This is a genomic window from Micromonospora rosaria (assembly GCF_001567585.1).
GTDB classification, from domain to species: domain Bacteria; phylum Actinomycetota; class Actinomycetes; order Mycobacteriales; family Micromonosporaceae; genus Micromonospora; species Micromonospora rosaria.
In genome coordinates this window covers 51,638-67,778 of sequence record NZ_LRQV01000006.1, presented here as the reverse complement: position 1 = coordinate 67,778, position 16,141 = coordinate 51,638, and the positions used below count along the sequence as shown (strand labels likewise).

32 protein-coding genes are annotated in these 16,141 nt (G+C 73.8%); 30 read left to right on the top strand and 2 right to left on the bottom strand.

From position 1 onward, the window contains the following. Nucleotides 1-51: 51 nt before the first annotated feature. Together AWW66_RS03540 and AWW66_RS03535 are read right to left on the bottom strand one after the other, a co-directional pair. Entirely contained in the window at nucleotides 52-1,236 is a 1,185-nt protein-coding gene (locus tag AWW66_RS03540) for a tyrosine-type recombinase/integrase (protein WP_067359850.1), read from the bottom strand. Beyond that, nucleotides 1,236-1,664 (bottom strand): helix-turn-helix domain-containing protein, encoded by a 429-nt coding sequence (locus AWW66_RS03535; protein ID WP_067359849.1) that lies wholly within the window; start codon nucleotides 1,662-1,664, stop codon nucleotides 1,236-1,238. The genes AWW66_RS03540 and AWW66_RS03535 overlap by 1 nt, the downstream gene beginning before the upstream one ends. Before the next feature lie 245 nt (nucleotides 1,665-1,909). Between AWW66_RS03535 and AWW66_RS03530 the strand changes: the two genes are divergently transcribed. The 30 genes from AWW66_RS03530 (at nucleotide 1,910) to AWW66_RS33360 (ending at nucleotide 16,099) form a co-directional block, all read left to right on the top strand. Then, entirely contained in the window at nucleotides 1,910-2,155 is a 246-nt protein-coding gene (locus tag AWW66_RS03530; RefSeq protein ID WP_157527124.1) for a helix-turn-helix transcriptional regulator, read from the top strand. Continuing rightward, entirely contained in the window at nucleotides 2,155-2,439 is a 285-nt protein-coding gene (locus AWW66_RS03525; protein WP_067359847.1) for a MerR family transcriptional regulator, read from the top strand. The genes AWW66_RS03530 and AWW66_RS03525 overlap by 1 nt, the downstream gene beginning before the upstream one ends. A gap of 81 nt (nucleotides 2,440-2,520) precedes the next feature. Next, complete coding sequence (locus tag AWW66_RS03520) at nucleotides 2,521-3,528, top strand: hypothetical protein (protein WP_067359846.1); 1,008 nt, start codon at nucleotides 2,521-2,523, stop codon at nucleotides 3,526-3,528. Beyond that, a complete protein-coding gene (locus tag AWW66_RS33370) occupies nucleotides 3,525-3,851 on the top strand; it encodes a hypothetical protein (protein ID WP_067359845.1) in 327 nt (108 codons plus the stop codon). The genes AWW66_RS03520 and AWW66_RS33370 overlap by 4 nt, the downstream gene beginning before the upstream one ends. After that, nucleotides 3,848-4,321 carry a hypothetical protein gene (locus AWW66_RS33365; protein WP_067359844.1) on the top strand — a complete coding sequence of 158 codons (474 nt, stop codon included), beginning with the start codon at nucleotides 3,848-3,850 and terminating at the stop codon, nucleotides 4,319-4,321. Before AWW66_RS33370 ends, AWW66_RS33365 begins: the two co-directional genes overlap by 4 nt. Continuing rightward, on the top strand, nucleotides 4,318-4,611 hold the full coding sequence (locus AWW66_RS03505; protein ID WP_067359843.1) for a hypothetical protein: 294 nt from the start codon (nucleotides 4,318-4,320) through the stop codon (nucleotides 4,609-4,611). The genes AWW66_RS33365 and AWW66_RS03505 overlap by 4 nt, the downstream gene beginning before the upstream one ends. Next, a complete protein-coding gene (locus AWW66_RS03500; protein WP_067359842.1) occupies nucleotides 4,611-4,874 on the top strand; it encodes a hypothetical protein in 264 nt (87 codons plus the stop codon). The genes AWW66_RS03505 and AWW66_RS03500 overlap by 1 nt, the downstream gene beginning before the upstream one ends. After that, the gene (locus AWW66_RS03495) at nucleotides 4,871-5,173 is read left to right on the top strand and encodes a hypothetical protein (RefSeq protein WP_067359841.1); all 303 of its coding nucleotides are present in this window, start codon (nucleotides 4,871-4,873) and stop codon (nucleotides 5,171-5,173) included. The genes AWW66_RS03500 and AWW66_RS03495 overlap by 4 nt, the downstream gene beginning before the upstream one ends. Beyond that, nucleotides 5,170-5,697, top strand: coding sequence for a hypothetical protein (locus tag AWW66_RS03490; RefSeq protein WP_067359840.1), 528 nt, complete (start codon nucleotides 5,170-5,172; stop codon nucleotides 5,695-5,697). The genes AWW66_RS03495 and AWW66_RS03490 overlap by 4 nt, the downstream gene beginning before the upstream one ends. After that, entirely contained in the window at nucleotides 5,694-6,707 is a 1,014-nt protein-coding gene (locus tag AWW66_RS03485) for a YqaJ viral recombinase family nuclease (protein WP_067359839.1), read from the top strand. The genes AWW66_RS03490 and AWW66_RS03485 overlap by 4 nt, the downstream gene beginning before the upstream one ends. Beyond that, entirely contained in the window at nucleotides 6,704-7,507 is an 804-nt protein-coding gene (locus tag AWW66_RS03480; RefSeq protein WP_083978181.1) for an ERF family protein, read from the top strand. The genes AWW66_RS03485 and AWW66_RS03480 overlap by 4 nt, the downstream gene beginning before the upstream one ends. Continuing rightward, nucleotides 7,504-7,785, top strand: a complete 282-nt coding sequence (locus AWW66_RS03475) for a hypothetical protein (RefSeq protein WP_067359838.1) — start codon at nucleotides 7,504-7,506, stop codon at nucleotides 7,783-7,785. Before AWW66_RS03480 ends, AWW66_RS03475 begins: the two co-directional genes overlap by 4 nt. Continuing rightward, entirely contained in the window at nucleotides 7,782-8,372 is a 591-nt protein-coding gene (locus AWW66_RS03470; RefSeq protein ID WP_067359837.1) for a crossover junction endodeoxyribonuclease RuvC, read from the top strand. Before AWW66_RS03475 ends, AWW66_RS03470 begins: the two co-directional genes overlap by 4 nt. Beyond that, on the top strand, nucleotides 8,369-9,604 hold the full coding sequence (locus tag AWW66_RS03465) for a hypothetical protein (RefSeq protein WP_067359836.1): 1,236 nt from the start codon (nucleotides 8,369-8,371) through the stop codon (nucleotides 9,602-9,604). Before AWW66_RS03470 ends, AWW66_RS03465 begins: the two co-directional genes overlap by 4 nt. Next, nucleotides 9,601-10,047, top strand: a complete 447-nt coding sequence (locus tag AWW66_RS03460) for a hypothetical protein (RefSeq protein WP_067359835.1) — start codon at nucleotides 9,601-9,603, stop codon at nucleotides 10,045-10,047. Before AWW66_RS03465 ends, AWW66_RS03460 begins: the two co-directional genes overlap by 4 nt. Beyond that, the gene (locus tag AWW66_RS03455) at nucleotides 10,044-10,283 is read left to right on the top strand and encodes a hypothetical protein (protein ID WP_067359834.1); all 240 of its coding nucleotides are present in this window, start codon (nucleotides 10,044-10,046) and stop codon (nucleotides 10,281-10,283) included. The genes AWW66_RS03460 and AWW66_RS03455 overlap by 4 nt, the downstream gene beginning before the upstream one ends. Further along, complete coding sequence (locus AWW66_RS03450) at nucleotides 10,280-10,582, top strand: hypothetical protein (protein ID WP_067359833.1); 303 nt, start codon at nucleotides 10,280-10,282, stop codon at nucleotides 10,580-10,582. Before AWW66_RS03455 ends, AWW66_RS03450 begins: the two co-directional genes overlap by 4 nt. Continuing rightward, a complete protein-coding gene (locus AWW66_RS03445) occupies nucleotides 10,575-10,748 on the top strand; it encodes a BldC family transcriptional regulator (RefSeq protein WP_157527122.1) in 174 nt (57 codons plus the stop codon). The genes AWW66_RS03450 and AWW66_RS03445 overlap by 8 nt, the downstream gene beginning before the upstream one ends. A 337-nt stretch (nucleotides 10,749-11,085) precedes the next feature. Next, nucleotides 11,086-11,340 carry a hypothetical protein gene (locus tag AWW66_RS03435; protein WP_067359830.1) on the top strand — a complete coding sequence of 85 codons (255 nt, stop codon included), beginning with the start codon at nucleotides 11,086-11,088 and terminating at the stop codon, nucleotides 11,338-11,340. Beyond that, nucleotides 11,337-11,774 (top strand): hypothetical protein, encoded by a 438-nt coding sequence (locus AWW66_RS03430; RefSeq protein ID WP_067359829.1) that lies wholly within the window; start codon nucleotides 11,337-11,339, stop codon nucleotides 11,772-11,774. Before AWW66_RS03435 ends, AWW66_RS03430 begins: the two co-directional genes overlap by 4 nt. Continuing rightward, a complete protein-coding gene (locus AWW66_RS03425) occupies nucleotides 11,767-12,063 on the top strand; it encodes a hypothetical protein (RefSeq protein WP_067359828.1) in 297 nt (98 codons plus the stop codon). The genes AWW66_RS03430 and AWW66_RS03425 overlap by 8 nt, the downstream gene beginning before the upstream one ends. A gap of 121 nt (nucleotides 12,064-12,184) precedes the next feature. Further along, nucleotides 12,185-12,646 (top strand): DUF6085 family protein, encoded by a 462-nt coding sequence (locus tag AWW66_RS03420; protein ID WP_067359827.1) that lies wholly within the window; start codon nucleotides 12,185-12,187, stop codon nucleotides 12,644-12,646. Beyond that, nucleotides 12,643-13,125 carry a hypothetical protein gene (locus tag AWW66_RS03415; protein WP_067359826.1) on the top strand — a complete coding sequence of 161 codons (483 nt, stop codon included), beginning with the start codon at nucleotides 12,643-12,645 and terminating at the stop codon, nucleotides 13,123-13,125. Before AWW66_RS03420 ends, AWW66_RS03415 begins: the two co-directional genes overlap by 4 nt. Before the next feature lie 3 nt (nucleotides 13,126-13,128). Continuing rightward, the gene (locus AWW66_RS03410; RefSeq protein WP_067359825.1) at nucleotides 13,129-13,383 is read left to right on the top strand and encodes a hypothetical protein; all 255 of its coding nucleotides are present in this window, start codon (nucleotides 13,129-13,131) and stop codon (nucleotides 13,381-13,383) included. 1 nt (nucleotide 13,384) lies between these two features. Further along, nucleotides 13,385-13,726, top strand: coding sequence for a hypothetical protein (locus AWW66_RS03405; protein WP_067359824.1), 342 nt, complete (start codon nucleotides 13,385-13,387; stop codon nucleotides 13,724-13,726). Beyond that, nucleotides 13,723-14,091 (top strand): hypothetical protein, encoded by a 369-nt coding sequence (locus AWW66_RS03400; RefSeq protein WP_157527120.1) that lies wholly within the window; start codon nucleotides 13,723-13,725, stop codon nucleotides 14,089-14,091. Before AWW66_RS03405 ends, AWW66_RS03400 begins: the two co-directional genes overlap by 4 nt. Beyond that, nucleotides 14,088-14,381: a hypothetical protein gene (locus AWW66_RS03395; protein ID WP_067359822.1), complete on the top strand. Its 294-nt coding sequence runs from the start codon at nucleotides 14,088-14,090 to the stop codon at nucleotides 14,379-14,381. The genes AWW66_RS03400 and AWW66_RS03395 overlap by 4 nt, the downstream gene beginning before the upstream one ends. Next, nucleotides 14,378-14,620 carry a hypothetical protein gene (locus AWW66_RS03390; protein WP_067359821.1) on the top strand — a complete coding sequence of 81 codons (243 nt, stop codon included), beginning with the start codon at nucleotides 14,378-14,380 and terminating at the stop codon, nucleotides 14,618-14,620. Before AWW66_RS03395 ends, AWW66_RS03390 begins: the two co-directional genes overlap by 4 nt. Nucleotides 14,621-14,711: 91 nt before the next feature. Then, nucleotides 14,712-15,425, top strand: coding sequence for a hypothetical protein (locus tag AWW66_RS03385; RefSeq protein WP_067359820.1), 714 nt, complete (start codon nucleotides 14,712-14,714; stop codon nucleotides 15,423-15,425). 8 nt (nucleotides 15,426-15,433) lie between these two features. Beyond that, the gene (locus tag AWW66_RS33360; protein WP_157527118.1) at nucleotides 15,434-16,099 is read left to right on the top strand and encodes a hypothetical protein; all 666 of its coding nucleotides are present in this window, start codon (nucleotides 15,434-15,436) and stop codon (nucleotides 16,097-16,099) included. The last annotated feature ends 42 nt before the right edge of the window (nucleotides 16,100-16,141 follow it).

The following is a 16,141-nucleotide window of genomic DNA, read 5'->3' as shown; positions in this document are numbered from 1 at the left end:
GGTGGAGCTGAGGGGATTTGAACCCGATCGGAGCCCCAGGTCAGGGGGCCGTCACCCCGCCCGACGTGCGGGTACGTCGGAGCTGATCCGGTTCGATCCGGGCTGATCCGAGCCGGATTCCCCTACCTCTCCCCTACCGGATTCCCCTACCTCGACCTGCGGCAGCGCGCTGTTCAGGGTACGCAGGATCCCCTCGTCGACCTCGGGCATCAGGTGCCCGTACCGGTCGCTGGTGACCGCGATCGAGGCGTGGCCGAGCCGCCGCTGGATCGCGGTCAGCGGCACCCCGGCGGAGATCAGCCACGCGGCGTGCGTGTGCCGCAGGTCGTGGATGCGCAGCCCGTCCAGCCCGGCCTCCTTCACCGCCCGCGCCCACGTCGGGTGGAACACCCTGTAGCGCACCGGGCCGCCCTGCACCGCCCGGAACACCAGAGCGTCGCGGGCCCGGCCGGAGACGAGCGGCACCAGGGCGTCGATGACGTACGCCGGCAGCGGCACCGTCCGCCGGGACAGCCGGCTCTTCGGCTGCACGAACACCAGCTCGGCGGTGTCTGCCAACTCCTGCATCGTCTCGACCACGCGCAGCGTCCCGCCGAGCAGGTCGACCGCGCCGACGCGTAGGCCGGCCGCCTCCGACCAGCGCAGCCCGGTGCCGAGCAGGGTGGCCACCATCGGCCGCCAGTGCTCCGGTATCGCGGCCAACAGCCGGCCGGCTTCCGGCTCGGTCAGGAACCGCATCTCGTGGTGGACCCGCTCGGGCAGGCCGGTCCGCTCGCAGGGGTTGGCGCGGATGAGCCGGTCGAACACCGCCGCACCCATCACCTTGTGGAGCAGGCCGTGGGCGTTGTAGACGGTCTTCACCGACAGCGCCCGCTGACCGTCCCAGCCGGCGAGCAGCAGCGCCACCCACTGCTGCACCGTCGACGGGGCGATGTCCTCCAGGGCGAGGTGCCCGAGGGTGGGTCGGATGTAGCGGCGGATGATGCCCTCGGCGCTGATCCGGCTGGACGGCTTCAGGCTGGCCGCGTACGAGGGCCACCACTTGTCCAGCCAGTCCCCCAGGCTGATCCGGCCGCCGCGCGGCACGAGCGCCTCACCCCGGAGGGCGTCCGCTTCGGCCTGGGTCATGGCCTTCCTCGCCGCCGTCTTCGTGGGGAAGCCGGCGCGGATGGTCACCTTCTTGCCGCCGACCAGGTCGCGGATGCGGTAGGTCGGCCCGTTCTTCTCGATCCACATCAGCGGCGACCTCGCAGGAAGAACCTGATGTCCTCCATGCGCCGTTCCTTGTCCCGCAGCCGCATCCGGTGGAGCTGCTCCAGGGCGGCGCGGCGGGTGTCCTCGTCGATGTCGGCCGACAGGATCAGCTCGACCTCGTCGTCGAGCGTGGGCGCCGGCGGCGGGGCGATGTCTGGGTGGAGGCCGGCGGCGGCGAGCGCCTCATCGCGGGGCACCCCGACCAGGTCGGCGAAGCGCACGACGATGTCGGCGCTCTCCGGCTTCTGCTTGGCCTTCTCCCACCGCCACACGGTGGTGCGGTCGGTGCCGAGTCGCCGCGCCAGCTCGGATTGCGAGATCGGCGGCGTGGCCGCCTCGCGCGCCTGCTTGGCGTAGGCCGCCCAGGTGTTCTGTCCAGCCGCGCCCTGACCCGCCTGAGTGTTGCGCACACGCACACGGTAGGGCAGGGATTTCCGCTTACCCCCTGGTCGAGTGGGCTGCGGCCCTTGCCTGTTGCGGTCGCGCATCTCCCATTTCTCGCGTCGGGACTGGCGCTCGTCGGCGCGGTTTCCCATGCTCCGCTTACGTTGCATGGTCGCAACACTAGGTAGTGCGGACGCATGAACAGAATCAGCCGAACGTATGAAGCTGTGGCGGTGGCGCAACACGCCCAGCCAGGCGTAACGTCTGTGGCGTGAACGCAACAGGAGAGACCAAGGACGCAACACCCTTGCGCATCAACTTCGAGGTCTTCGACGTCGAATGCGCCCGGCGCGGCGCAACGGACGAGACCTCGCGCGGTCGCCTGGTGGACATCGACCGGACCACCCTGTGGCGCTGGCGCACCGGCCGCCAGGACCCCAGCCTCGACGCGGTCATCCGGATCGCCACCACCCTCGGGGTGGCCGTCGAGAAGCTACTCGGGCGGGAGGCTGCCTGATGGACCCGCTGCTCGACAAGCACGGCCTGGCCCGGTTCCTCGGCGTCCGCGTGAGCTGGGTCGAGGAGGCCACCGCCGCCCGGACCCTGCCGATCACGTGGGTCGGCCGGCACGCCCGCTACGACCTGCGCGACATCGACGCCTGGCTGGGCACCACCAAGGAGTACCCGGCCGAGCTGGCGCCCGTGATCGCCCTGGCGACCGGCCCCCGGCCGCCGGCGGGCCCGGTGACCGCTCCCCCGCCGGCCGGCCCGGCCACCCCCAGCAAGGCCAAGGCGGCCTGACACCAACGCAAGGCGCGGACCGCCTCTTGCCAGGCGGCCCGCGCGTACCGACCTCACCGCATTCCCGAAGGAGTAAGGTCGATGACCGAAGAGTACAAGCCCGCCAGCACGATCGAGGACGGCGACCACGTCCTCAACTGCGACGGCGTCCACCGCGTCGTCGGACGCTACAACTACCGCGACGGCGACGGCATCCCGTCCATCGCCGCCACCCTCCACCCCGTCGGACTCGGCCGCAGCAACGGCCCGTGGATCGCCCGGTGGAAGACCACCCACCACGTGCGGCTGGCGTCGGCCGCCGACGTCGAGCGTGCCGTCGCGGCGGCCCGCCGGGACGTCGTCGACCGGGGCATCGACATGGTGCGGCGGGCGATGAACCTGAACCGCTTGCCGATCACGGCGGCCGGGTTGCACATCAGCATCGGCCTCGGGTCGTCCACGGAGCTGCGGGCGTGGGCGGACGCGCTCGGTGTCGCGCCCATGGAGACGCGCGGGGGCGGGCGGGTCAACCGGAACCTGATCACGGATCTGGGTGACGGGGACCTGGCGGAGGTGAAGCTTTTCCTGCACTGTCCGTCGGACCTGGACGTCTGCCCGGATCCGTGGCACGAGCAGCCGGGCGAGCCGACGGAGCCGTGCCCGGCGTGCGGGGACCAGCCGCCGGCGGTGTCCGCCGGGGTGACGGCGGAGGCCTCGGCCATCACGGCCACCGCACTGGCCGAGCCGACGCAGGAGTGGCTGTTCACCTTCGGCGCGGGCCAGCAGCACGACGGCCGGTTCGTGCGGATCACCGGCACGTACGCCACGGCGCGGGCCCGGATGGTCGAGGTGTTCGGCAGGGCGTGGTGCGACCAGTACGACTGGCGGAGCTTCGACGCCCTGGGCCTGCTGGACCGGATGGCGGAGCTGCCGGAGTCGGAGTGGCCGACGGCCGCCACCGACGAGGCGCCGGCCGGGGCCGACCAGGCCGCCAGCGAGGACGATGGCTGCCCGGCCTGCGGCCGCCTCCACTTCCCGTGGTGCGCGCCGTACGGCGGTCCGGGCTACACCCGCGCGAGCCTCTCCGAGGTGGCCGGGGGCGACCGGTGAGCGCCGACGAGCGGGCCGCGCTGATCGCCGGCCTCCGGGAACTGGCCGACGCCCTGGAGGCCAACCCCGCACTGCCCCTGCCCAGGGCGGAGATCAGCCGCTCCGTGCTGCTCGACAACGACGCGGCCGGGCAGGCCGAGGTGGCCCGCGCCGCCGAACTGCTCGGCACCGAGGTGGTCTCCGACAACGGCAGCGCCCACACCCAGCGGGCGTTCGGCGGACTCACCTACGAGGTGTTCTACGTCAGCCGGCAACGGATGACCGACCACGAAGCGCTGATGTCGTACCGGGGTGCGGTCGACCCTGCGCCGGTCGGGGCGTGATCGCCGTGCTCGACGACGCCGCCCGCGCCTGGGTGACCATGCACGAGACCGCGATGCGCAAGGCCGCCGCCGCCGCGATCGACGCCTCCAACCGGTGGCGCGGCATCAACGCCGAGCTCACCGAGAAGTGGAAGGCCGAAGGGCTCGACGACCTCCAGATCGCCCGCGCGAAGGACGTCAACCTCGCCCTGGCCGACGCCTACGGCGGGTACACGTTCAACGCGGGCAAGGCCCAGATGCACGCCGCCGTGCTCCAGGGCGCGCTCGCCGCCCGGCAGCTCATGGCCGCTGGCGACCCCACCGGGTTCGGCTACTCCCGCGAGGACGACCAGCCGGCCCCCGCCCCGGTGCCGCCCGGGGTCGACGGGCTGTCCATCACCGGCCGGCCGCCCCGCCGGGCGGTCACCCAGCAGGGCGGGACGGGTGCGGGGGTGCCCGTCCCGCCCGCCACGCGGGCGGACGCGGCATGAGCGTGACCGTGGTCCTCGCCGTGGCCACCGTCCCGTGGTGGGCGCCGCTGTCCGCCGCCCTGCTCATCAGCGGCGCGATCGTCGCCCACGCCGTGATCGTCGCCCCCACCGAGCCGGCCGGCTGCCCGCTCGCGCCGCTCGACGACCCGGCCCAGCGCGCCGTGGCCACCGCGATCCTCCAGCCCGACCGGCCCCTCCTCGCGCCCGACCAGGAGACCGCCCTGCTGGGTGCCGACGGGGTCGGCGACGAGGCCGAGCAGTACCTGCGCAAACGATCCGAGGAGTCCTGATGCCCGCCACCATCACCGAGCTGGGCGCCGCGCTGCGGGCGCTGCGCCCGCCCGCCGCCCGCACGGAGCCCACGCCCGACCCGGCCCCGGCGCTGACCGCCGTCACGTCCGAGCTGCCGACCGTGGCCGCCACCGCGCCGACCGAGGTAGCGCCCGCCTGGGTCGACGCCCTCGACGCGCCGCTGGCCAGCCTCGGCACCCTCGCCGAGCCGGGGATCGCCGACGCCCTGGCTGCCGAGCTGGCCGAGGCGGTGACCGAGTGATCCGGCCCCGCAGCCCGCTCGCCGGGCAGACCGTCACCATCCGCGCCCAGGTCGCAAAGCTCGGCGGCAAGGAATACAAGGTCGAGGACTGGTGGATCAACGTGTCGGGCGGCCGGTCCTGGATGGTCTGCGAGGGCAACCCCGCCGCGCTCACCTACGCGGCCCGGGGCGGGTTCGCCGGCTTGCCGGCCGACAACGAGGTTCTGTACGGCAAGGTCGACGGGCTCGGCTACCTGGTGCACGTCTCGGAGATCGCCGTCAACGAGCCGGAGCCGGCCGGGCCGGCTGGTGCCCGGTGAGCGGGGTCAACCTCGACGCGATCGAGGCCGAGCTGGCGCGGTACGACAAGGCGATCGGTCCCGGCGGCGAGAAAGCCTGGTCCGCCGGCCACCTGGTGCAGCACGTCCGGCCGCTGCTCGCCGAGGTGCGCCGGCTCCAGGCCGAGCTGGCCGCCGCCACCCCGCAGATCCTCACCACCGAACCCGGCCCCGAGGTCACCGCCGTCTGGGATCGCGACGGCGACAAGTGGACGCGGCACCCCGCCGGCGGCTGGCGACGCGCCCCGTTCGGCGACCAGACCACCTGGGAGTTCATGGGCATCTGGGAACCGATCACCGCGACCCCCGGCATGGTGGTCGGCCCGGCCCCGGCTGAACTGTCGGCCGCCGTCGACGCCCTGCCCGGCCGACCCGAGCACGGGCCGGACGCGCTGCCCCACGGGTACGTGCCCGGCGGCTGCGGCGACGACTGCAACAACGGCCAGTGCCCGGCTGGGGACCAGATGCACGACCGGTGCACCGAGGCCTGCGTGGCGGGCCGATGACGACCAGCACCACCGGAGCAGCCGCACGGCGGGTCACCCCGACCGCCGTGCGGCTCCTGCCCGCCGACGCCGACCGAGACACCTGGCTCGCAGCCCGCCGCCAGGGCATCGGCTCATCCGACGTCGCCGCGATCCTCGGCGTCGCCGACAAGCACACCGCCGTGCACGTCTACCGCGACAAGCGCGGCGAGCTGGTCGACGACGCCGGCGAGGCCGCCCTGTGGGGTCGGCTCCTCGAGGAGCCGGTCGCCCGGGAGTGGGCCCGCCGGCAGCGGTCCGTCGTCCAGCGCGTGGGCCTCGTCGCGCACCACGAGCAGCCGTGGCAGATGGCCACCCTCGACCGGCAGGTCCTGGAGTGCCCCATGGACCGCGGTGTGAAGAAGCGCTGCGCCCTGGAGGTGAAGTGCCGTAGTGCCTTCAAGGCATCACGGTGGCGGTCCGACGTCCCGGACGACGTCCTCGCCCAGGGCGTGTGGCAGATGCGCGTCACCGGCTACGACCACGTCCACGTCGCCGTCTTGCTCGGCGGCAACGAGCTGAAGATGACCGTCATCGAGCGCGACGAGCGGATGGAGCGGTACATCCTCCGCGAGGTCGAGCGGTTCCGCGAGGGCAACCTGCTCGCTGGCGTCGAACCCGAGTGGGACCTGAACAAGGCCGCCGCGCTGATCGAGATGGACGCGCTCATGCACCCCGACCGGGTCGGGGAGATCAGCCTCGACGAGGTCGGGGAGGTCCTGGAGTACGCCGAGCTGTCCGCCCGCGCCGGCGCCGCGGACCGCCGGCTGAAGCGGGCCCGGGCCACCCTCGCCCGGCTGGCCGCCGGCGCGCGGACCGTCACGTTCGGCGGGGAGCTGGCGTACGAGTTCGCCCCGGTGACCAAGCGGTCGGTGGACCTGGACCGGCTCCGCGAGCGGCACCCGCAGGCGTACGCGGACTGCGTCGCCGAGAAGACCCATCACCAGGTTCGGCTCGCGCCGGATCTGCGAAGGACAGGAGAGTTCGAGTGAGCCTGCGAGAGCGCGCCGAGGCCGCCGAGGCCCCGCCCGCCGCCGACTGGCCCGCCCCGGCCGCCCCCGGCACCGGCCACACCCCCACCGACCCCGCCGACGAGCTGCCCGACATCGAGTACACCGGCGCGATCGCCGACGTCGACCAGGTGCCCGTGCACGTGGCGTGGGCGCGGGTCATGGCCGACGTTCAGTCGGTCGGCAAGGGCGACCTGCACGACCCGGCCCGCACCGGCGGCCGGGGCCCCAAGTACAACTATCGGGGCGTCGACCGCGTGCTCAACGCCGTCGGCCCCGCGCTGCGTCGCCACGGTGCCATGGTCATCCCCGTCCGCACCGAGCCGTCCTACCGAGACATCACCACCTCCGGCGGCGCGAAGATGCGCGAGTGCACGGTCACCGTGACGTACGAGATCTGGGGGCCGAAGGGCGACAAGATGCCCGCCCAGTCGTGCGGTGAGGCGTTCGACTCCGGCGACAAGTCCACGACGAAGGCCTGCACGGTCGCGTACCGGAACCTGCTAATCACCGCGCTGTCGATTCCGACGCGGGATCCCCGGCTGGATGCGGAGGCGAGCAGCCACGAGCGCGGGGCGGCCCCGGCGCCGAAGCCGGCCGACTACCGCGACGAGATCGCCGACCCGCGCACGTCCCTGGGCCGGCTCAAGCAGATGTCCGGCGAGCTCCAGCAGCACAACCTGTTGGGCGCGCTGGTGACCAACGAAATGGGCGAGCCGGAGCAGCTCGGCGCGATGTACGCGCGGGTGGTCCGGCAGCGCCGGTCGGAGGCCGGGGAGTGACCGGGATCAACCCCGACAGGGTGCCGAACCACCTGGTCGACCGGGGACACGCCCAGGCGCGGGACATCCTCGACCGGCTCGTCACCGACCGCGCCGCTACCCCCGGCCCGAAGGCGGGCGGGGAGATGCGGGCGTGGCTCGCGGGCATCGACGCCGTCATCCAGGAGGTCGTCACGGCCCGGGGTGGGGTCGAGCACTATGAATCGATCCTGGCCGGGGTGGCGTCGCTGGCGATCGGCCGGCTGGCCGACATGGCGCGATCCGGCGGACCGTCGTGACCGCGCTGCGCATGGTCGCCCTCGACCTGTCCCTCGCCGCCACCGGGGTAGCCGCCACTCACAACCACCACGGCGAGCCCGGCCTGCTCGCCCGAACCGTCCACACCGCCCGGACCGCGCACGGCGCCACCGACATGGACCACACCCGGGTCAACGCAGTGCTGCGCGACGTCGCGGCCGCGGTGAAGTGCCGGCCGCACCTGGTGGTCATCGAGTGGCTACCGCTCTTCGACGGCAAGGGCGCGACCACCCTCCGCCTCGCCGAGCTCCACGGCGTGGTGAAGCACTGGCTCCACGCCCAGGGCATCACCTACCGCGACGTGCACCCGCCGGAGGTGAAGACCTGGGCCACCGGCAAGGGCAACGCCTCCAAGACCGCGGTCTTGGAGGCCGTCACCGCCACGTACGGCCGGCTGCTCCACATCGACGGCCACGACCAGGCCGACGCGGTCGCGCTGCTGTCGCTGGCCCTGACCGCGTACGGGCAGCCGCTGGTGACCGGGATGACGGCCCACCAGCGGAGGGCGCTCGGCAACGTGTCGTGGCCGACCTTGGCTACCGAGGCCGGGCCGGTGGTGCCGGTATGACCGCCGTGCTGCCCGACGCGGGCCCGTGCGGCTGGTGCGGCCACGGGCAGTGGGTGCACAAGCGGGGCAAGGTCGGCTGCAAGGAGCTCGGCTGCCCGTGCGGCAAGTACGAGCCGGCGAAGAAGCCGCCCGCTCCGGTTCCCGGCGAGGCCGCCAGCCAGATCGCCGAGCCGACGTGCGCGTACCCGGCCGGCGAGGACGACGGCGAGCACGACCACGCCATGTGCGAGGACGTGGTCGCCGAGCGGCGCGAGCTGACCGGGATGACCCAGGAGTCCATCGCGCTGGACCTGTACGAGACGACGCTGCCGCCGTACCCCGAGCCGGCGGCGGTCGACCCCGCCGACGTCCCCGGCACGCCGGAGCACGCCCGGAAGATCGCCCGAATCGACGCCCAGCTCCAGATGGACGCGGCGTTGGAGCGGATGCAGGCCTTCTACGACGACGTCCTCCCCACCATCGACGAGGCGTTCTCCTGGCGGGACCAGCTCGACGCGGCCGACCGGATGGGCCAAACCAACATCGGCCGGCTGAACGCTGCCGAGCAGCAGTTGGGCCGAATCCGCATGTCGCTCGGCGCGGACCCCGACACCGACCTGGTAGACCGCGTGGACCGGCTGGTGGCCGACATGGCCGCCGAACGCCGCGAGCGCCAGGGCGCGGAGGTGCAGCGGGACCAGGCGTACGAGCGCATCGACGAGCAGCACGACGCGCTAGGGCGGATTCACGCCGCCCTCGGCCTAACCGAGGTGGACGACGAAACCGACGTGGTCGGGGCAGTGGAGAGGCTCGCCGAGGCCTTGGCCGACACCGGTCAGGCCCTGGTCGACGAGCAGGCCGCCCACCAGCGGACCGCCGGCCGGGCCGAGGACGCCGAGCGGCGCGTCGAGGCCCTCGCCGGCGAGCTGGACAGCGAGCGCGCCACCGTGGCGCACCTGCGCACCGAGCTGGGCCGGGCCACCGCCCGGGGCCAGCGGCACAAGGCGCAGCTCGACGAGGCGGTCATCGCCGGCGTGACCGCCGCGACCCGCGTCCTCTGGCGCTACGACGCCAGCCAGTGCGTCGCCGAGGGCTGCGGGTCCAGATACACGGTGCCCGTCGAGCACGAGCACCCGCTGATCCCGGTCACCGTGCTGGTCGTCCACCGGCCACCGGCGTCGGCCGGCACCCCCGATCCGGCTACGGCGCCCGCCGTGGCCACCCCCACCACTGAGGAGAGCACCACCCCATGACGGTCAAGATCTCCGCCCAGCTCACCCGCGCGCAGCGCGAGTTCAACGGGCTGGACTACATCACCGAGGCTCTCGTCGGGCAGCCGCGCGGCACCAGGTACGCCGTGGTGGCGTACGAGGTGAAGCGGGTCACCGACGAGATCGACGAGGGCGTCGAGATCCCCACCATTCAGATCACGCACATCGAGCCCGTCGACGGCGTCCAGTCGGACCGGGTGCGGGAGATCCTCGCCGAGCGGTACCAGGACCGGACGGGCAAGAGCCTGGAGGGCGACCCGACTCTGTTCGACGTTGCGCCGGGCGACGGCCGCCAGGTGCCGGAGCCGTCGGCCGACGAGCTCATGGCCGAGCGGGCCGAGCGCAAGGCGGCCGAGGCGGAACGGGCCGACCGGGCGCCCGGGGTGGCGTTCCTCCCCGAGGCCGACGGGGACGGTGCCGCGTGACCGGGCCTGATCACTACCGCGAGGCCGAACGGCTGCTCGCCGCTGGCGCGCTACCCGAGAGCGAGCGGGACTACACCGCCCCGTCGCTGGAGGTGCTGATCGCCGGGGTCGGGCACGCCGTCCTGGCCCTGGCAGCCGCGACCGCCGCCAACGACCCGGACCCGACCGGCCTGGGACAGCCGGCCAAGGTCTCCCAGGAGTGGACCGCCGTGATCACGCCCCGGGAGCTGTCGTGACCGCGCTGACCGTCGACGAGCTCCAGGACCGGGTCACCGCTGGGGTGGCCTGGCTCGACCAGCACCACCCCGGCTGGGCCGACCGGATCGACGTCGACGTCCTCGACCTCGACGACTCCCTGTCATGCGTCCTCGGCCAGGTCGTCGGGGACTTCTGGCAGACGCCGATCACCTACGACCAGGCCATCGGTCTCGGCTTCGAGGCGGCCCCCGGCGACCTCCACGCCGAGGAGTACGCAGGACTTGACGGGGTGTGGCGTGCCGTCATCGAGGAGCGGCAGGGGGCCCGCCGTGGCTGACCGGCTGCTCACCCCCGCCGAGGTCGCCGCGATCTTCCGCGTCGACCCGAAGACCGTCACCCGGTGGGCCAAGGCCGGGAAGCTGCCCAGCATCCGCACCCCCGGCGGGCACCGCCGCTACCCCGAAGGCCCCGTCCGGGCCCTGCTCGCCGGGAGGCCGACGTGACCGCCGCCGTCGAGCTCACCGCACCGACCGACACCGGGCGGTGCGGCGAGCGCGCCGGCTACGTCCGACACCGCCGCGCCGGCGAGCACCCCTGCGAGCCGTGCCGGCGGGCGTCGTCGACGTCCACGGCCGACTACCGGTCCCGGATACGACGGAGAGGGGTCTCGGCCATCGACCGGCGGATCGCGGAGCAGGCGCTGCCGCTCACCTCCGGACGGCTGGCGACGACGCAGATCCCGCACCGGTTCCGGCCCTTGACGTCCTCAACGTGCGCGGAGTGCTGGGGGTTCCGCGACGACCCGAGGCACCCGCTGACCGATGGTCCGGTGGTCGGCCGATGAATACCCCGGCGTACCCGATCGAGAAGTGCCGGTCCTGCCCGACGCAGATCATCTGGGCGGTCACCGAGCGGGGGCGGGACATGCCCGTCGACGCCGAGCCGGCAGCCAACGGCAACGTCGCGCTGTCCACCAACGACAAGGGCCAGGTGGTGGCGCGAATCGTCAAGCCGCACCTGGCGTTCGGCCGCAAGGACCTGCGGCTGCCCCACTTCGTCCGTTGCCCACAGGCCGACCGGTGGAGGCAGCGGTGACCGGCCCGCACGGATCGTCCGGCCTCACCGGACACATCACCATGCAGTGCCTCACCAAGCTGCCCGGCTGCGACGACCCCATCGGCTGCGCCTGCGTCTGCCACGACCTGTCCGAGGCCGGACAGCCGGTCTGCGTCGAGACCAACCCGGTGCTCGGGCTGCGGTGTGACCGCCGGCCCCACCCGCCCGGCACCGCCCACTACCGGCTCGACGGCGACACCGTCCGCGCCTGGCAGGCGTACACGCCGCCGCTGGGCTGCCGGGTCTGCACCGCCGAGCAGCGCGGCCACGCCTGCCGCTGGCACCCCGGCGTCGGCTACCACAGCTGGCTGGAGCCGACCCGCCAGCAGATCAGCCAGCGGATGCGCCGTAACCGTGGCCTGCCGCTGAGGCAGCCCCCCACCGACCTGCCGAAAGAGGAACACCATGGCTGACCGGATCGACATCTACCCCGTCGGGGTGCTCGCCGACCTGCTGATGCTGCGCCGGGCCCGCCGCTACGGCGCGCTCGGCTGGGCGCTGCGCCGCCTGGCCCAGACGCTGCGGTACGTCGCCCGCCGGGCCCGCGCCGGCCAGTGGCGGGAGGTGAAGGGCGCGTTCAACGGCTACCTCGCCGAACCGACCCCGTTCCCCGCGCACCTGCGCCGCTGCGGGTCCGGCTGGACGAAGCGGCGGGCAATGCGCAGCCTCCACCGGCACGGCTACCGGCAGACCGGGCCGTGACCGACCCGTGGGTGCGCCGGCACCTCCTCCGCTACGCCTGGCCGCACATCATCCGCCGCATGCGCAGCCGCTCGCTGCGGGCGCGGCTGCTCGCTGAGCTCCTCCGAAAGGCCAACAGACCATGACCCTGCCGTACACCGAAGCCGACATCGAACGTGCCCGCGCCGCCGTCCGAGCCGCCGCCGCACAGGCGTGGAGCGACCGCACCGAGGACGAGCTCCTCAACCACTACGCGGACGCCGTGGTGGCCGTCCTCGCCGCCGCCGGCCGACTCGCCCCCGCCGCCGACGACGACCCTCACCGCGCTGCCGGTCACCGCCGACGGGGTCCGGCTGCACGCCGGCTGGCTTTCGCCGCCGACGACGACCCCCGCCACATCATCGACATCCGCCCCAAAGGGTGGACCATCAAGCACCCACTGGCCTGCCGGCACGGCGACCTCTTCGGCTGCGCCGTGAACCTCGCCGCCGAGAACCTCACCGACCCGCCGGCACCGCTCGGCCGGTACGCGGTCACGGTCGACAGCATCGACGGCCAGCTCCGGATCGGCGACCGGGTCGACCAGCCGGAGGCCGGACGATGACCGACACCCCGATCGACCCGGCCCGCGTGCTCGCCGCCCTGGAGTCCCTCGGCTGGCCCGACGACCGCGAACAGGAGCAGCCCGGCCCCGAGCCCGTCGGCCACTTCGAGCTGCGCCGGTACTGGACGGCGGCCGAAAACGTCGTCCGCGCCGTCGACAAGGCCGGCTGCCCCTGCACGCCCAGCGCGCCGGAGCACCGCCACGGTGCGGGCGGCTACTGCACGGCCCGGCCGGTCCCCGACGACGACCAGTCCGCCGGCGGGCACGTCCTGGTCGTCGTCGGCGACGGAACCTGGCGCATCGACCACCCGGCCGACTGCACGGTGGCCACCCCCACCGGCCCGGCCGTCATCTGCCTCGTGCAGGACCTGGCCGACGAGCTGCCTCCCGCCACCCGGCTCCCGGCCGGAAGGTACGAGGCAACCGCCAACGACCTCGGCGACCGGCTGCTCATCGGCGACCGGATCGCGGAGGGCTGACCCGTGGCCGCGACCCCGCACTCCGCCCGCGCCTACATCGCCGTCGACCCGGTCCAGGACTGGGAGGAATCCCTGGAAATCCTGGGCGTCTACGGCTCTCTCGCCGCCGCGCAGACCGCCGTGCGGCTGCTCCGCGCCCGCCCCGGCAACCGGTACGAGTGGTCGCCGAAGCGCACCACCGAGGTGCAGGAGTGGGCCGGCGACGAGCACCGCGCGACCTGGACGTACCACCCGGTCACCGGGTGGCGGGAGGGCTGACGTGGACGACGACCAGCTCCGCCGCATCGCCGCCGGACGGCCCGGGTACGCCACCTACGCCGACACCCGGCCGGGCAATCCGTCCTGGTGGCTCCGCGACGTGCCCGGTGCCGAGCGACCGCCCGCCGACCTCACCCCCGGCAGCCTCGCCGGGCCGGCCCTCGAGGAAGCCCATGCCGCCGCCACCCGGGCCCTCCGGCCGCACATCGCGGAGGGCCGACGCCTGGCCGGAACCGAGCTGGCCGCGCGCCGCGCCGAGCGGATCCGCCAGGCCGTTGCCGAGACCCGACCCCGGCCGAGCGTGTGGCGGCGGGCCGGCCGGTGGCTGGGGGTCCTCCGGTGATCCGCCAACCCGCCGACCACCCGCACACCGACCCCGGCGACGGCCGCACCGAGTGCGACCTCTGCGGCAAGTGGGTGTGGGAGGCCATCCACTCCTGCAAGGGCGTCCCCGCCACCGAGGCGGCGAAGGCCCGGTACGAGCAGTGGCGCCGGGAGTCCCCCTACCAGCCCGGCGGCCAGGTCACCGCGACCCTGGACGACACCACCGGCACCACGGTGACCACCCCGGTCACGATCGACGCCGCCCACCGCCTCACCTGCGGCTGCACCCGGCTCCTGTGCACCCGCCCGGGCCCCGAACCACGGCCGCGCGACGTCATCCTGCTCACCGGCTGCGCCGTCCACGAACGGCAGGTGCCCCGGTGACCCACCAGGCCCCGCTCATCCCCAGGACGGACGGCCCCGACATCTGGCGCCGCTTCCGCCTCGACGGCTCCCACCGCATCAACGCAGCCCCGTGGGAAGACGCCAGGGCCCGCGGCGAACCCGTCGGCACCTGCCGCAACCCCACCGCCGGCCGGGCGTGCGGCGGCTACATCAAGCCGTTCGGTCCGCCGTACCGCGCCGGCCGCATCGACTGGTACCCGACCGCCTGCACGAGCTGCGGCAACGAGGCCGCAGCCCGAGGCCCCGCCCCCCGCAAGAAGAGGAAGTGACCGCCGTGGCTACCCGTACCCGCACCCGCCGCACCCTGGACGCGACCACCACGGTGGTCCACCGCGACCCCACCACCTGCCTCTGCCCCGGCGGCAAGGGCGTCCTCGTCGCCGCCTTCCAGCGCGAGCGCCTGGTCGACGTCGAGCGCCGGCACCTCCGCACCACCGGCTGCGGCCGAGGCCCCGAGCACGTCGACGTCGCCGACTTCCTGGCCACCATCCCGATCGGCCGACGCTGACCAGCCCCACCCCCGACCCCCGGACCCGGCAGTACGCGGGCCCGGGGGTCGCGCGCACCACCCCGCACGAACCGAGCCGCAAGGAGTCCCCGTGGGCGCACGCCTCGTCTCCCTCGTCCTGGCCCGCTGGGCGCACCTGCCCGACCGGGCGTTCCGGGTGGCGGTCAAGATGGCCCTGAGCGCCCTCGACGAGGCCAAGGACCAGGTTCCGGCGGCCACGTACTTCGCTGGCCGCGACCCCCTCGTCACCGTGCTGCGCAACGAGCGGGCCGGCGGCCGAGACACCGCCACCCGGACGGTCGGCCGCGCCATCGAGGACCTGTTGCGCGAGGGCGCGATCGAGAGGGTGTCGACGGGGCGCTCGGGAAAGAAAGCCATCTATCGCCTGACGCTCCTGAACACCCCCCGATCCATCGGTAAGCGTCAGTGCACCGTGGATTCCCAGGGGGACATCGGGTGTCCTCCTGAGGAGGACACCGGGTGTCCCCCTCAGGAGGACACCGGGTGTCCGGATAGGGGGACACCGGGTGTCCCCCCTAGGAACCAAGAGGAACCACTAGAGGAACCAAGGGAGGAGACAAGGAGCGGCGTCCTACCGGTCGTCGCGGAAGTACCTCACCCCGGGGGCCACGCTGGCCCCCGGACCCCCCGGCGACCCGACGACCCTTCGGGCCGCCGGACTGACTCGGATCGCTCGCTCACCGACTACCCCGGCCAACCACCTAGACCTGAGACCGCCACTTACGACCGCGCGCGCGAAGGGTTCGCGCAGCTCATCCCCTTCCCCGGCCCCCGCAGCGCATGAGGACCCACGTGACCCACCCGCACCACCACCACGCCACCCGCGCCGCCTGGGCACTCACCACCGCCCGACGCCACCTCGACACCGCCGTCGCCGTCGAAACCGCCGACCGCCGCGACGAGGCCCGCGTGTGGGCCGCCGCCGGCAACCTCCAGGCGTGGAGGCCCATCCCCGGGCCCACCGGTCGCGGTGGCCACGGCGACCCATCCGGCCGCACCGTCGTCGAATTCCTCGAGCCCGAAGTCCGCGACGGCCAGCTCGGCCGCCTCGCCACCCGCACCACCGCCACCCTCGCCTGGCTCGCCGCCGCCCTCACCCTCCCCACCACCGGCGACCCGCTCCCCACCCTCACGGCCGCCGTACCGACGCTGCGGCCCAGCACCGCCCGCGAACTCAGCCTCTGGCTCGACGAAGCCGACGAGCGGATCCGCAGGCGCCTCGCCCTGGAACCCGACCGCGAACTGCTCGTCGGCCTCGCCTGCCCACGCTGCTCAGCGCGGCAACTCTGGCTCCACACCAGCGGCCCCACCTACACCCGCACCGTCACCTGCGAAGCCGGCACCGACGGCTGCCTCTGCACCGGCCCCGACTGCACCTGCCGCATGGCCGTCCGCGCCGCCGGAGTCCGCCACATCTGGCCCGCCAGCGCCTGGCCCACCACACGCCGAGCAGCATGACGACACCGCCCCCGAATGCGATCATGGAAACGCAGAACCGAC

Coding starts and splice junctions, on each gene's coding strand:
- AWW66_RS03540 (WP_067359850.1), bottom strand. CDS start 1,236: ATGTGGATCGAGAAGAACGGGCCGACCTACCGCATCCGCGACCTGGTC.
- AWW66_RS03525 (WP_067359847.1), top strand. CDS start 2,155: ATGGACCCGCTGCTCGACAAGCACGGCCTGGCCCGGTTCCTCGGCGTC.
- AWW66_RS03520 (WP_067359846.1), top strand. CDS start 2,521: ATGACCGAAGAGTACAAGCCCGCCAGCACGATCGAGGACGGCGACCAC.
- AWW66_RS03505 (WP_067359843.1), top strand. CDS start 4,318: ATGAGCGTGACCGTGGTCCTCGCCGTGGCCACCGTCCCGTGGTGGGCG.
- AWW66_RS03500 (WP_067359842.1), top strand. CDS start 4,611: ATGCCCGCCACCATCACCGAGCTGGGCGCCGCGCTGCGGGCGCTGCGC.
- AWW66_RS03485 (WP_067359839.1), top strand. CDS start 5,694: ATGACGACCAGCACCACCGGAGCAGCCGCACGGCGGGTCACCCCGACC.
- AWW66_RS03465 (WP_067359836.1), top strand. CDS start 8,369: ATGACCGCCGTGCTGCCCGACGCGGGCCCGTGCGGCTGGTGCGGCCAC.
- AWW66_RS03460 (WP_067359835.1), top strand. CDS start 9,601: ATGACGGTCAAGATCTCCGCCCAGCTCACCCGCGCGCAGCGCGAGTTC.
- AWW66_RS03435 (WP_067359830.1), top strand. CDS start 11,086: ATGAATACCCCGGCGTACCCGATCGAGAAGTGCCGGTCCTGCCCGACG.
- AWW66_RS03425 (WP_067359828.1), top strand. CDS start 11,767: ATGGCTGACCGGATCGACATCTACCCCGTCGGGGTGCTCGCCGACCTG.
- AWW66_RS03420 (WP_067359827.1), top strand. CDS start 12,185: ATGACCCTGCCGTACACCGAAGCCGACATCGAACGTGCCCGCGCCGCC.
- AWW66_RS03415 (WP_067359826.1), top strand. CDS start 12,643: ATGACCGACACCCCGATCGACCCGGCCCGCGTGCTCGCCGCCCTGGAG.